The organism is Nocardioides caeni, assembly GCF_004912195.1.
In the GTDB taxonomy this organism is placed as follows: domain Bacteria; phylum Actinomycetota; class Actinomycetes; order Propionibacteriales; family Nocardioidaceae; genus Nocardioides; species Nocardioides caeni.
Window position 1 is genome coordinate 41,800 of sequence record NZ_STGW01000001.1, and the last position, 13,342, is coordinate 55,141.

A 13,342-nucleotide genomic window follows, 5' to 3' on the forward strand; every position below is an offset into this window, starting at 1 on the left:
GGTTGGGCCTAGTCGGTCCAGCGCCAGGCGCCGAGCACCTTCTCGAACTCGTCGAGCACGCCTTCGTCGCCCTCCTTCAGGGAGACGGTGATCGAGTAGCCGGTCGGGCCGCTGATCACCAGCACCGAGCGCTGGGTGACGGTGACGCCGCCGTCGTTGGTCCGGGAGATGTCGACGGTGAGGGCGCGCTGGCCGTCGATCTCGGTGTCCGGGCCGTCGGTGATCGTCGCGGTCGAGTCGCCGAGCACCAGCGCCTGCTTCCAGGTGTCCTTGAGCTCGTCAGGGTCGGTGTTGCCGTAGGACGACTGGATCTCGACGATGATGTTGCCGCGCGCGCTGTTGAACGTGCGGCCCCAGATGAAGACCTTGTCGAGGGTCGTGACGTTCGGATTGGTGGACTTGAACTCCTCGGTCCCGTCCTGCCAGCCCTCGGGGAAGCCCACGCGGTAGCCCACGCCGTCGAAGGTCTCGCCGCCGAGGTCGGGGACCTCGACCGGACCGGACGAGGTCTCGATCTCGGTCGGGCTCTCGGTGGCGCTGGACTCGGACGGGGAGGCCGAGCTGCTGGAGCGGTCGTCGGTGCGTCCGTCGGAGTCGTCGCCGCTGGTGAGCGCGATGATCGCGACGATGCCACCGACGATGAGGACCAGGGCGGCGACGACGATGCCGACGATCAGTCCGGTCCGCTTCGGCGTCGCGCCCGGCGGGGTGGGCTGCGACCAGCCGGCACCGTGCGGCGCCGCGCCGTAGCCGTTGCCGACCGGCGGGCTCGCCACGTGGGTGGAGGGGGCGACCGGCTGGTGGGCCGGCGAGACCACCGGCGGCAGCGGCGGCGGCACGGGTGACTGCACCGGCGGCGCCGGGGGGTACGACGAGGGCATGGTCGGCTGCGGCGGTGAGGCCGTGCTGGCGTCGGGATCGAGCCCGGTGACCAGGCCCTCGGGGACCCGTCCCAGGGCGAAGCCGAGCACGGCCAGGGCCCACTGACAGCCCCGGACGTCGGCGCTGCCGCGGTCACGGGCGAGGCGCTGGCCAGCGGAGTCGACGGCGTCGGCGGGGTTGGCGCCGCTGTCGAGCATCGACAGCATGCCGTCGAGCGCGCCGAGCCGGACGGCGTCGGTCAGCAGGTTGATCGTGCCGCTGGACGCCTGTCCCTCGTCGAGGTAGTCGTCGAGCGAGCCGCGGAAGGCCGCGGCGTCGCGGAACAAGCCGTGCCCGTGGTCGTGGGCGAGCTCGGCGAGCGACTCGTGCAGCTTCATCGGTGGTTCCCTGTCCCAGTCGTCGGAGGGCTCAGGCGGCGCCGTCGGCGAGCCCGAGATCGCGGCGCAGCTTGGCCACGTGGCCGGTCGCCTTGACGTTGTACTGCGCAACCTCGACCGTGCCGTCGGCTCCGATGACGAAGGTGGATCGGATCACGCCCTGCACCATCTTGCCGTAGAGCTTCTTCTCGCCGTAGGCGCCGTAGCCCTCGTGGGTCGTCAGGTCGGTGTCGGAGAGCAGCGTGATGCCGAGCCCGTCGCGCTCGCGGAACTTCGCCAGCTTCGCCGGGGCGTCCTTGGAGATGCCGACGACCGTGTAGCCGGCGGCCGCCAGGGAGTCGAGCGACTCGGTGAAGTCGCAGGCCTGCTTGGTGCAGCCGGGCGTCATCGCGGCGGGGTAGAAGTAGACGATCACCTTGCGGTCCTCGGCGAGCAGCGATGCGAGGGACACCTCGGTGCCGTCGTCGGCCGGCAACGTGAAGTCGGGTGCCGGGTCGCCGGGGGCAAGGCGGACTGCGTCGGTCATTCTCGGACCTCTCCTGAGGGGCAGGTGTTGTTGCAACAGGCATGCAATAAGGTGGTGCTGTTGGTGACCATCCAACTACACGGCGCGCCGCGCTGCCGAACCCGAGGAGATGCCCCGATGCACGTCCCTGACGGATTTCTCGACGCGCCGACCTCGGTGGCCACCGGCGTCGTCGCCGCCGTGGGTGTCGGGGTCGCGCTGCGCCGGGCTCGCGCCGAGCTCGATGACCGCACGGCGCCGATGGCCGGGCTGGTCGCGGCGTTCGTGTTCGCCGGGCAGATGATCAACTTCCCCGTCGGTGCCGGCACCAGTGGACACCTGCTCGGGGGCGCCCTCGCGGCAGTCTTGGTGGGCCCGTGGACGGGCGCGCTCTGCATCAGCGTGGTGCTGCTGGTGCAGGCGCTGTTCATGGCCGACGGCGGGCTCACCGCACTCGGCACCAACATCACCCTGATGGCCGTGGTCGGTCTCGTGGTCGGCTACGCCGTGTTCAAGCTGGCCCTGATGGTCCTTCCGCGCAGGATCGAGTCCGTGCCCGCCGCCGCCGCGGTCGGCGCCCTCGTCTCGGTCCCCGCCGCCGCCGCGTTCTTCACCCTGCTGTTCGCCATCGGCGGCACCGCCGACGTCGCGACCGGCAAGGTGCTGGCCGCCATGGTCGGCTGGCACGTCGTGATCGGCCTCGGCGAGGCGGTCGTCACCGGCCTCGTGGTCGGCGCCGTCGTCGCCTCCCGGCCGGACCTCGTCCACGGTGCCCGGGGCCTCCGCTCCGCCCGCCGCCCGCTCGTGACCCAGGAGGCCGGCGCGTGACCAGCCAGCGGAAGTTCCTCGTGACCGGACTGCTGGTGGCGCTGCTCATCGCCGGGGTCGGCAGCTTCTATGCCAGCAGTCACCCCGACGGACTGGAGTACGTCGCCGACAGGACCGGCTTCCTCGACAGCGCCGAGGAGGACCCGGTCACGACCGGCAGCCCCTTCGAGGACTACGGCACCAGCGGTGTCGACAACGACCGACTCAGCGGTGGCATCGCCGGCGTGGCGGGCGTCGCGCTGACGCTGCTGATCGGTGGGGGACTCTTCTGGGTCCTCCGACGTCGCGGCGGGTCGGATGATGCGGACATCGACGGCGCATCGGCCGACCCGTCCGCGACCACGACCGCCACCACGACCCCGAGAGCCTGATCGGGTCGCGATGGGCGCCGGGCACGGGCACCGCCTGCACTTCCACGGGCACTCGGTGGTCCACCGCGCCCCCGCGCACCTGAAGATCCTCGGCCTGCTCGGCTTCGCCCTGGTCGTCGTCGCGACGCCGCGGGAGTGGTATCCGGTCTTCGGCGGCTACCTCCTGGTGCTGCTCGGCGTGCTCGCGCTGGCGCGGGTCCCGCTGGGCTACGTGCTGCCGCGCATGGTCATCGAGGTGCCGTTCCTCCTGTTCGCGGCGCTCATCCCGTTCGTGGCGGAGGGCCCGCGCGTCGCCCTGTCGATGCCCGGCGGGTGGGAGCTGACGGTGTCCGAGTCGGGCCTGGTCGCCGCCTGGGGGCTGGCCGTCAAGGGCACCCTGGGTGTGCTGGCCTCGCTGACGCTGGCAGCGACGACCGAGCCCGCCGACGTCCTGCAGGGGCTCCAGCGGCTGCGCTTCCCCGACCTGCTGGTGCAGATCATGTCGTTCATGATCCGCTACCTCGACGTCGTCACCGCCGACCTGGGGAGGATGATCACGGCCATGCGATCCCGTGGCGTCGATCCCCGCTCCCCGCGGCACTGGCCGGCGCTCGCCCGGACGCTCGGTGCCCTCTTCGTCCGGTCCTACGAGCGGGGCGAGCGGGTCCACCTCGCGATGCTGTCGCGCGGCTACGACGGCCGCCTGCCCGAGCAGGCCCGATGACACCCGTCCTCGACGTCCGGGGTCTCGCCTTCGCCTACCCCGACGGCCATCAGGCCCTCTTCGGCGTCGACCTCCACGTGCACGCGGGGGAGCGGGTCGCGCTGCTGGGGCCCAACGGCGCCGGGAAGACCACGCTGGTGCTGCACCTCAACGGCATCCTCTCCGGCGAGACCGGGCACGGCGAGGGCAGCGTCACCGTCAGCGGACTGCCGGTCACGAAGAAGAACCTGCTCGAGATCCGCCGCCGGGTCGGCATCGTCTTCCAGGATCCCGACGACCAGCTGTTCATGGGCTCGGTCCGCGCCGACGTGGCCTTCGGACCGGCCAACCTCGGCCTGCGCGGCCCCGAGCTCGACCAGCGGGTGATGGCGGCCCTGGAGCAGGTCGGCATGGCCGACGACGCCGACCGCCCGCCCCACCACCTCTCCTTCGGCCAGCGCCGCCGGGTCGCCATCGCCACCGTGCTCGCGATGGAGCCGGAGATCCTCGTCCTCGACGAGCCCAGCTCCAACCTCGACCCGGCGTCGCGCCGTGAGCTCGCCGACATCCTGCGCTCACTCGACATCACCGTGCTGATGGTGACGCACGACCTGCCCTACGCGCTCGAGCTCTGCCCCCGGTCGGTCGTGCTCAGCCAGGGACGCGTCGTGGCCGACGCGGCGACGTACGACGTGCTCACGGATGAGGCCCTGATGCGTGCCCACCGGCTGGAACTGCCATGGGGCTTCGACCCCCGGTCCATCCCGGTTGATAGCCTGCCCGGGTGAGCAACAGCCCCTCCGACATCGAGCGCGAGATCGAGGAAGCCCGCGAGCGCCTCGCCGGCACCATCGACCAGCTGCTCTACCGGTCCCACCCGAAGACGATCGTGGGTCGCGAGGTCGCCGCCGTGAAGGCCCACTACGTCAACGCCGAGACCGGCGAGCCCCGCACCGACAACATCCTCAAGACCGTCGGTGCGGTCGTGGGCGTCATCGCCGTGATCGTGGTGCTCCGCAAGGTCACCAGCACCGACTGAGAGCGACTCTCACACCGTGTCCGACAAGACACCCATCAAGATGCTGCACGACCGCATCCTGTGCGAGACCGACAGCGAGGCGGGCGAGCGACGCTCCTCCGGCGGCATCGTCATCCCTGCGACCGCGGCGATGGGCGCTCGTCGGCTCGCCTGGTCCCGCGTCGTCGCGGTGGGTCCGCACTGCCGGGCCGTCGTCTCCGGTGACCGGGTCCTCTACGACCCCGAGGACAAGGCCGAGGTCGAGGTGTCCGGCGATGTCTACGTCGTGATGCGCGAGCGCGACATCCACGCCGTGGCCGCCGATCGGCTCGCCGACGAGGCCGCAGGCCTCTACCTCTGAGTCGGGTCTGATCTCGCGAGGGGTCTCCACTTCGGCGTAACGCAGGTCACGCTGGGGCCGTTGGAGGGGCGTGCGCTCCTCACGTCTGTCCCTCCTGCTCGCCTCCGTCCTGACCGTCTCGGCGCTCGCCGCCACGGCGCCCGCCGACGCGGAGAAGGCGGCCGCCGCGTCGACGTACGACGCGACGATCCGGATCACGACGCACGGCATCCCGCACGTGGTGGCCGACGACTGGGGCTCGCTGGGCTACGGCAGCGGCTACGCCATGGCCAGCTCGTCCATCTGCAACCTCGCCGACACCGTGCTGACGGCCCGGGGCCAGCGCTCCCGCTACCTGGGCGGCGACGGGCGCTATGCCGACGGCGTCTCGATGGACGCCTCCAACCTGCAGGTCGATGCCTTCGTGACCGACCTGCGCAACCGCAAGGTCGTCGAGACCCTGCTCGCCTCGCCCGCCGGACCCACCGCCCGCGCCAAGGCGATGGTGAAGGGCTACACGGCCGGCATCAACCGCTGGCTGCGTGACAACCGGATCACCGACCCGGCCTGCCGCAGGTCGACCTGGATCAAGCCCGACGCGACCGAGCTGGACCTCTGGTACGGCGTCTACCTCGCCAACCTCCTGGCCTCCTCCGGGGTCTTCGTCAAGGAGATCGTCGAGGCCGACCCGCCCACGCTCGCCGACCCCGGCCTGCCGGACCTCGGTCTCGACCTGCCACTGCCGACCTCGACGTCGGAGGTCGCCGCCTACGCCGCGCAGCTCGACGAGTCCGACCGCCAGAAGATCCTGACCGGCCTGGGGCAGAACACCGACTTCGGCTCCAACGCCACCGCCGTCGGCGGCGACGCCAGCTCGACCGGTCGCGGCCTGCTGCTCGGCAACCCGCACTTCCCGTGGACGGGGCGCTACAAGTTCGCCCAGCAGCACCTCACCATCCCCGGGAAGTACGACGTCGCCGGCGGCTCCCTGATCGGCTCACCCGTCGTCAACATCGGCTGGAACAAGGACGTGGCGTGGAGCCACACCGTCTCCACGGCCTACCGGTTCACGCCCTACGAGTTCCTCACCGTCGGTCCGGGTCCGCTCTACCTGACCGCCAACGGGCTCCTCAGGAAGGCCGAGCGCCGCTTCGTCGACGTCGAGGTCAAGCAGCCCGACGGCTCGGTCACGACCGTCCGGGAGGACCTGTGGCGGGTGCCGCAGGGCTACGTGATCGACAGCCCGTCGCAGTTCATGGGCTGGTCGCCGATCAGCTTCTGGGCGATCCGCGACGCCAACGCCGAGCATCTGCGCACCATCGACACCTTCCTCGCGATGGGTGAGGCGACCAGCAGCCGCGACCTCCTGGCCCGCCAGGACGCCGGCGGCGGCATGCCGTGGGTCAACACGACCGCCGCCGACCGACGGGGCGAGGTGCTCTATGCCGACCACAGCGTCGTCCCGCACGTCACCGACGCGATGGCCACCCGCTGCCTGACGCCGGTCGGCCTGCTGCTCAAGACGGTCGCCGGACTGCCGGGGCTCAACGGCCTGCTGGCCGACAGCCTGTGCAAGTGGGGGACGGACGCCGATGCCCAGCGGCCGGGGATCCTCGGGCCGAAGAACCTGCCGGCCGTCGTACGCCGGGACTGGGTGATGAACGCCAACGACTCCTACTGGACGCCCAACGACAAGGTCCGGCTCGAGGGCTATGCGTCGATCATCGGCTGCGAGCAGTGCGAGCGCACGATGCGCACCCGGATGGTCGGGCAGTACGTCGTGGACCGGCTGGCCGTGGGCAAGGAGACGCCCGCGACGCTGCGCTCGCACCAGTACGCCAACCGGGTGCGGGCCGCCGAGGTGATGCGTGAGGGAGGCCGGCTCGACGAGGTCTGCGCCGCCACCGGCGAGACCGAGGCCTGTCGCGTGCTGAAGGCGTGGGACGGCCGCTCCGACGTCGACTCGGTGGGCACCCACATCTTCGAGGCGTTCGTCCAGCAGGCCCCGACGGGCAACGCGCTGTGGACCGTGCCGTTCTCGAAGGCCGATCCGTTCAACACCCCACGCGGGCTGAAGACCACGCAGCCGGTCGTGACGGCCATGCAGGCCGCCATCGACGAGGTGCGCGACGCCGGCGTCGCCTTCGACGCGACGTGGGGCTCGCTCCAGGTCGCCGGCGACCGCGGCGCCCCGGCGTTCCCGCTCGGAGGCGGGGAGGGCGACCTGGCCGGCAATGCCAACGCGCTCGCGTCCCGCGACCCGATCGGCAACCCGGGCCGCTACAAGGCGATCAACTACGGCTCGTCGCACATCCAGTCGGTCTCCTACCTCGCCGACGGCCGGGTCGACGCGCGCACGATCCTGACCTACAGCCAGTACGAGGACCCCGGCTCGCCGTGGTCGAGGGACCAGACGAGGCTCTTCTCGCAGGAGAAGTGGGTGCGCTTCGCGTGGACGCCGGCGCAGATCCGCGCCGACCTCGTCCGCACGCTCCGCGTCACCGGGCGGTGACGGCCCGGTAGCCTGCGCAGCGACAGGCCAGCGACCAGCCGGGAGGGACGACGTGGCGAAGGGGCCGGGACGCGATCAACGGGGACCGATGGAGCGGCTGGTCCGCGTCGCCGCGATGCTGCAGCGCCATCCGATCAACGGCGTCAGCGGTGAGGAGCTGGCTGAGCTCGCGGGCTTCGCGGGGGGTGCCGACGCGCAGACCCAGCTCAAGCGCGACCTCAACCACCTGGAGCGGCAGGGCTGGCAGATCGAGAACCTGCGTGGTCCCGGTGAGCCGGCCGTCTATCGCATGCGCACCGTCGACAACCGGCTCCGCTTCCGCCTCACCCCGCAACAGCAGTCGGCGCTGCGCCGCGCGGTCCTGCTGGCCGACAGGTCGGACCTCGCCGAGCGGTTGGGCCTCCCGGAGGCCACCGTGGCCGAGTCGCTGGTCGCCCAGGTGCCCGCGCAGGCGCCGCGCGCCCTCGACCTGGTCGTGGACGCCGTGCGCGAGCACCGGGTCCTCGAATTCGCCTACAAGGGCACGGCCCGCGTCGTCCACCCCGAGTCGGTCCGCAACCGCAACGGGGCCTGGTACCTCAGCGGTGTCGAGCGCGACGACCTGCCGGACGGGCAGCAGGACGACCCGCCCCTGCTGAAGACGTTCGTCGTGACCCGGATGTCCGGTGTCGTCGCGGGCGCGCGGGGCAGCGCCGAGACGCTCGTCACCGTCCGACACTCCGGCCTCCACCCGATGACCTGGGAGATCGACGAGCCCGTCGAGGTGGTCCTCGAGACCGCGTCCGACTTCGAGCCCGACGTCCGTCGATGGCTGGGGGAGCCGGTCTCCTCGGGGCCCGTCGCCGGTGACCTGGTGCACCTCACCTACCGCGTGACCCACCGCGCCGCACTGCGCGCCCGCCTCAACGAGCTCGGCCGGCGGGTGCGGGTCGTCGGCCCGGCCGAGGTGCGGGCCGAGGTGGTGGCGGCACTCGCCGAGGCCGCCGGCCTGGCTGTGTCGGGTCAGGTGCCGGGTCAGGTGCCGGGTGAGGTGCCGGGTGAGGTGCCGGCCGTGCGGTCGAGCGAGGGGAGCGGGCAGTGACGAACGCACCGAAGTACGTCCAGCGGATCGCTCGCCTGCCGCAGGTCTTCGAGCGGTTGGGGCGCGAGCCCGACGGCATGTCCCTGGCGATCCTGGCCGAGGAGCTCGACGTGCCCGTCGACGAGCTGCGCGAGGACCTGCTCGCCTTCTACACCGCCGACATCGGCGGGCAGTGGGGCCTCCTGCGCCCGGACGTGCTCGAGTTCGTCGGCGCCGACGGTGCGGACGAGGACCCTGGCACGGCAGGCGTCGTCCGCCTGGTCGCCGACGGGCCGGCTGACCTGGGCATCGAGTACGTCGACGCGAGCGAGCTGGGCCTGGTCTATGGCGCCGCGCTCGCGCTGCTGGAGACCGAGCCGGGCAATGCGGACCTGGAGGAGGCGATCGACGTCCTTGCCGAGACGATGTTCGGCGACGCCGCCGCCGTCCCCGACGTCCGCACCTGGAACCGGATGCTGCCCGACCTGCAGCGGGCACGGGCCGAGCGCCGCGCCGTGCGCATCGTCTACTCCCGTGCCTGGGCCCCGGGGGTCTCGGAGCGGGAGATCGAGCCCTACCGGTTGGTGCAGACCCGCCGGGGGTGGGAGATCGACGCCGGTCCGCCGGACGACGCCGGACGGCTGCGCACCTTCCTGCTCTCCAACATCCGCGAGGCGGAGGTCCTCGACCGCGCCTTCGAGCTGCCGGACGACGTCGAGGAGCGGATCGCCGAGCAGCGAGCGACGACCACGGTGCGCGTGCTGCTGCCGCAGAGCGCCCGATGGGCCGCGGACTTCTACGCCGAGCAGGTCACCTTCGTCGAGGACGACGAGGAGACGGTGGTCGTCGACGTCGAGCTGCTGCCACCGCTGGATCGCCGCGCGGGGATGCTGGTCCTCGCCGCCGGCGCGCCCGCCATGGTGCTGGAGCCGGCAGCGCTGCGCGACACCGATCTCTTCCTGGCGCACGAGCTCTTCCTGCACCACTCGACGTGAGGGAGCCGGTCCACCCGGGACAGGTACTAGAACAAGTTCTAGATTCGAACTAGCCTGCCCTCATGGACCTCGAAGCGATCGAGTCGATCAAGCGCCTCAAGCACCGCTACTTCCGTAGCCTCGACCTCAAGCTCTGGGAGGACTTCGGCGACTGTCTCGCCGAGGACGTCCGGGCCCGCTACGGCACGATGGCGATGGACGAGCCCCTGCACTTCGATGCCCGCGACGCCGTCGTGGAGTGGATGAAGGGCAATCTCAGCAACGGCACGATCACCATGCACGTCGCCCAGCACCCGGAGATCGACGTCGACGGCGGCACGGCGAAGGCCTCCTGGGCCTTCGAGGACACCGTGATCGTCCCCGACTTCAAGGTCGTCATCCGCGGTGCCGGCTACTACCAGGACGAGTACCGCCGTGACCCGGACGGCCAGTGGCGGATCGCCGCGACCGGCTACGAGCGCATCTACGAGGCGATCACCTCCCTCGACGACACCCCGAGCTTCAAGCTCATCGCCAACCGCTGGGACCCCGAGCTCGCGCACTGACGCGTCAGGAACGACGAAGGGCCTCCGCCGCGGCGGAGGCCCTTCGTGGTTGGTACACCCCCTCGGACTCGAACCGAGAACCCGCTGATTAAGAGTCAGCTGCTCTGCCAATTGAGCTAGGGGTGCATCCACGCTCACCGGGGTGAACGCGAGGCGAAACGTTACCAGCGTGGTGCCGGGCGGTGAAATTGCGGCGACCGTGGTGCGCGTCTCAACGCATCTCCAGCAGCTCCATCAGGGCCTGTGCCGCGTTGTGGCCGCCCAGGCCGGACACCGCCCCGCCACGGCGGGCGCCGGACCCGCAGAGCAGCACGTCGTCGTACGGCGTCTGCACGCCCCATCGGGCGGCGGGGGAGTCGAGCAGGGCCCGGGGCGGCGCCCAGGGCCAGTCGAGGTGGCCGTGGAAGATGTGGCCGCCCGGCATCGCGAGGTCGGCCTCGACGTCCTGCGGGATCTTTGCCTCGATGCAGGGCTCGCCCGAGGGGGTGCGCAGGACGACGGACTCGATCGGCTCCTCGAGGACGGCGTCGAGCGAGGCGATCGCGCGGCGCAGGGCCTCGGCGCGGCCGGCCTCCGGGTCGTCGGCGAAGAGCGAGGCCGGGGTGTGGAGGCCGAAGTAGGTCAGCGTGTGCGTGCCGGGCGGGACGTCGCCGAGGATCGACGGATCGGTCAGGGAGTGGCAGTAGACCTCGCCGGGCAGCGGGTCGGGCAGCTCCCCGCGCCGCGCGGCCGCCCAGGCGACCTCGAGGTCGGAGGCGGCCTCGGAGAGATGCAGGGTGCCGGCGAACGCGACGGCCGGGTCGATCCCGGAGCGCAGCCGCGGGAGTCGGGAGAGCAGGAAGTTGACCTTGAGCTGGGCGCCCTCGGGCTTCGTGGTCGCGTCCTCCGGCTCGCCGAGCAGGATCTGCAGCACCCACGGCGCGACGTTGGCGAGCGCGTGACCGGCCTCGACGACCTGCTCCCGGTTGCCGTCGTGCCAGCGCACCTCGACCCCGCCGGACGGGCCGTCGCCCGGGCGGATCGCGCTGACGCCGGCGCCGGTGACGAGCTCCGCCCCGGCCTCCCGGGCGGCGCGGGCGAGGGCGTCGGCCACGGCGCCCATCCCGCCGACGGGCACCCGCCACTCGCCGGTGCCGTTGCCGATCAGGTGGTAGAGGAAGCAGCGGTTCTGGACCAGCGACGGGTCGTGGAGGGAGGCGAAGGTCCCGATGAGGGCGTCGGTGCCCACCACGCCCCGCACGAGGTCGTCGCGGAAGCGCCGCGTGATCGCCGCGCCGATCGGCCGCTCCACGACGTCGGTCCAGATCGTCGAGCCGACCTGCTCGCGGACCGCCGCCTCGGTCGGCAGGGGACCGGTCAGGGTCGGCGCCACGGCCGCGGCCAGCTCGCCGACCTCGGCATAGAAGGCGCGCCAGGCGTCGTACTCCTCGTCGGAGCCGGTCAGCTCCCGGAAGGACGCGCGTGTCGCCTCGCCCTCGTCGCGCTCGACGAGCAGTCCGACGTGGCGCTCGCCGCGCCGGACCGGGGAGTACGACGCCGTGGGCCGGCTGACGAGGCGCAGGTCGAGCCCGAGGTCGGTCGCGATCTGCTCGGGCAGCAGGGAGACGAGGTAGGAGTAGCGCGACAGCCGCGTCGGGAAGTCGGGAAACGCCTGCGCCGACACGGCCGCGCCACCGACCCGGTCGAGGCGCTCGAGGACGAGGACGGAGAGGCCGGAGCGGGCAAGGTAGGCCGCTGCGGTCAGCCCGTTGTGGCCCGCGCCGACCACCACCACGTCGTAGCGCGTCATGGGTCGACCCTAGATGAGCAAGTCCAAGGTCTCGCGCGCTGTGCGACGCTCAGCATCCGCGCCCGCGGCGTTGCCGACGCTCGATGGTGCAACCAGACCGCCGTCGCGCCGGCGCCTTGCGGGCGCGGCGCCGAGCGCCGCTCGCAGCACGACCCCTTGGACTTTCACATCTAGTGCTCCGGGAATGCCCGGCGCAGCGGTATGGTTGACATGGCAACTACATTTCCCACTCCCCGAGGAGGGCACCATGCCCGCGATCACCGTCGACGACCTCACCGTCCTGCCCCGCATCCCCGGACCGGGGCTGGGCGACCAGCCACGCCCCGTGCTCCAGGTGACCACCGCGCCGCAGGGCTACGAGGGCGAGGGCTTCCCCGTCCGCCGGGCATTCGCCGGCATCGACATGGCCCGCCTCGACCCGTTCCTGATGATGGACCAGATGGGGGAGGTGGAGTACGCGCCCGGCGAGCCCAAGGGCACGCCGTGGCACCCCCACCGCGGCTTCGAGACCGTCACCTACATGATCGACGGCGTCATGGAGCACCAGGACAACCACGGCGGCGGCGGCACGATCACCAACGGCGACACCCAGTGGATGACCGCCGGCAGCGGCCTGCTGCACATCGAGACCCCGCCGGAGTGGCTGGTGCAGGCGGGTGGCCTCTTCCACGGCATCCAGCTGTGGGTGAACCTGCCGCGCGACACCAAGCTGGCCGATCCCCGCTACCAGGACATCCGCTCCGGCGACGTCCAACTGCTCACCGGGGAGGACGCGGGCGCGCTGGTGCGGGTCATCGCCGGCTCCGTCGGTGGCCACGACGGCCCCGGCTCCACCCACACGCCGATGGCCCTGGTGCACGCGACCCTGGAGCCCGGCGCCCGCCTCGACCTCCCGTGGAACGTCGAGCACAACGCCCTCGTCTACGTCCTCAACGGCGCGGGCACGGTCGGCGCGACCGAGCCGGCGTCCCTGCGGGCCGGTCAGACCGCCGTACTCGGTGCCGGCGACTACCTGACGATCACCGCCGCCGAGCGCCAGGAGTCGCGCTCGCCCCAGCTGGACGTGATCGTCGTCGGCGGTCGTCCGATCCGCGAGCCGATCGCCTGGGCCGGACCGTTCGTCATGAACACCAAGGCCGAGGTGATGACGGCCTACGAGGACTACCAGAAGGGGCGGTTCGGTCTGCCGATGCGCGGCTGAGTGGGGAGGGCGTGGGTCGGCGTCAGCCGGCCAGGTCGAGCAGCAGCTGGGTGGTGTAGACCTCGAGGCGCGAGCCGCTGGCCTCGCCGTCGGTGTCGGTGGTGATGCGTCGTGTGCCGGTCGGGTCGACCAGGTAGTGGGCCCCGTAGGGATCTCGCCAGATCGTGATCCCGGGGAATGGTTGTCGCACTTCCCAGTTGTCGTGGGTCTTGATGCGGTGGTGGCTTCTCGTGACGG

At 71.7% G+C, this 13,342-nt stretch carries 14 protein-coding genes, 1 tRNA gene and 1 pseudogene; 11 read left to right on the forward strand and 5 right to left on the reverse strand.

Translation table 11 applies throughout. From position 1 onward, the window contains the following. Positions 1-8 precede the first annotated feature (8 nt). Together E9934_RS00250 and bcp are read right to left on the reverse strand one after the other, a co-directional pair. Complete coding sequence (locus E9934_RS00250; RefSeq protein WP_136560844.1) at positions 9-1,259, reverse strand: hypothetical protein; 1,251 nt, start codon at positions 1,257-1,259, stop codon at positions 9-11. Between the two features lie 31 nt (positions 1,260-1,290). After that, positions 1,291-1,785: a thioredoxin-dependent thiol peroxidase gene (bcp, locus tag E9934_RS00255; RefSeq protein ID WP_136560845.1), complete on the reverse strand. Its 495-nt coding sequence runs from the start codon at positions 1,783-1,785 to the stop codon at positions 1,291-1,293. A gap of 117 nt (positions 1,786-1,902) precedes the next feature. Here bcp and E9934_RS00260 point away from each other — a divergent pair, with 117 nt between their 5' ends. The 10 genes from E9934_RS00260 to E9934_RS00300 all read left to right on the forward strand — a co-directional run bounded on the left by E9934_RS00260 (position 1,903) and on the right by E9934_RS00300 (position 10,115). Next, on the forward strand, positions 1,903-2,592 hold the full coding sequence (locus E9934_RS00260; RefSeq protein WP_202977137.1) for an energy-coupling factor ABC transporter permease: 690 nt from the start codon (positions 1,903-1,905) through the stop codon (positions 2,590-2,592). Further along, positions 2,589-2,963 (forward strand): PDGLE domain-containing protein, encoded by a 375-nt coding sequence (locus E9934_RS19960; protein ID WP_202977138.1) that lies wholly within the window; start codon positions 2,589-2,591, stop codon positions 2,961-2,963. The genes E9934_RS00260 and E9934_RS19960 overlap by 4 nt, the downstream gene beginning before the upstream one ends. A 10-nt stretch (positions 2,964-2,973) precedes the next feature. Further along, complete coding sequence (cbiQ, locus tag E9934_RS00265; protein WP_136560846.1) at positions 2,974-3,666, forward strand: cobalt ECF transporter T component CbiQ; 693 nt, start codon at positions 2,974-2,976, stop codon at positions 3,664-3,666. After that, positions 3,663-4,433, forward strand: coding sequence for an energy-coupling factor ABC transporter ATP-binding protein (locus E9934_RS00270; RefSeq protein WP_136560847.1), 771 nt, complete (start codon positions 3,663-3,665; stop codon positions 4,431-4,433). The genes cbiQ and E9934_RS00270 overlap by 4 nt, the downstream gene beginning before the upstream one ends. Next, on the forward strand, positions 4,430-4,684 hold the full coding sequence (locus E9934_RS00275; RefSeq protein ID WP_136560848.1) for a DUF3618 domain-containing protein: 255 nt from the start codon (positions 4,430-4,432) through the stop codon (positions 4,682-4,684). The genes E9934_RS00270 and E9934_RS00275 overlap by 4 nt, the downstream gene beginning before the upstream one ends. Positions 4,685-4,700: 16 nt before the next feature. Next, positions 4,701-5,024: a GroES family chaperonin gene (locus E9934_RS00280; protein WP_425576942.1), complete on the forward strand. Its 324-nt coding sequence runs from the start codon at positions 4,701-4,703 to the stop codon at positions 5,022-5,024. A 70-nt stretch (positions 5,025-5,094) separates the two neighbouring features. Continuing rightward, positions 5,095-7,515 (forward strand): penicillin acylase family protein, encoded by a 2,421-nt coding sequence (locus E9934_RS00285; RefSeq protein ID WP_136560849.1) that lies wholly within the window; start codon positions 5,095-5,097, stop codon positions 7,513-7,515. 88 nt (positions 7,516-7,603) lie between these two features. Beyond that, on the forward strand, positions 7,604-8,596 hold the full coding sequence (locus E9934_RS00290; protein ID WP_136560850.1) for a helix-turn-helix transcriptional regulator: 993 nt from the start codon (positions 7,604-7,606) through the stop codon (positions 8,594-8,596). Beyond that, complete coding sequence (locus E9934_RS00295; protein WP_136560851.1) at positions 8,593-9,570, forward strand: WYL domain-containing transcriptional regulator; 978 nt, start codon at positions 8,593-8,595, stop codon at positions 9,568-9,570. Before E9934_RS00290 ends, E9934_RS00295 begins: the two co-directional genes overlap by 4 nt. Before the next feature lie 62 nt (positions 9,571-9,632). Continuing rightward, positions 9,633-10,115, forward strand: coding sequence for a nuclear transport factor 2 family protein (locus E9934_RS00300; protein ID WP_136560852.1), 483 nt, complete (start codon positions 9,633-9,635; stop codon positions 10,113-10,115). Positions 10,116-10,165: 50 nt separating this feature from the next. Here the strand turns inward: E9934_RS00300 and E9934_RS00305 are convergent. Both E9934_RS00305 and E9934_RS00310 read right to left on the reverse strand, forming a co-directional pair. Then, positions 10,166-10,241: transfer RNA gene (locus E9934_RS00305), tRNA-Lys, on the reverse strand. Positions 10,242-10,326: 85 nt separating this feature from the next. Next, positions 10,327-11,904, reverse strand: coding sequence for a phytoene desaturase family protein (locus tag E9934_RS00310; RefSeq protein WP_136560853.1), 1,578 nt, complete (start codon positions 11,902-11,904; stop codon positions 10,327-10,329). Between the two features lie 247 nt (positions 11,905-12,151). Here E9934_RS00310 and E9934_RS00315 point away from each other — a divergent pair, with 247 nt between their 5' ends. Further along, a complete protein-coding gene (locus tag E9934_RS00315; protein ID WP_136560854.1) occupies positions 12,152-13,105 on the forward strand; it encodes a pirin family protein in 954 nt (317 codons plus the stop codon). Between the two features lie 22 nt (positions 13,106-13,127). On the opposite strand, the pseudogene E9934_RS19430 reads toward E9934_RS00315, so the two are convergent. Then, positions 13,128-13,342 (reverse strand): annotated as a pseudogene (locus E9934_RS19430) (hypothetical protein); the annotation flags it as partial.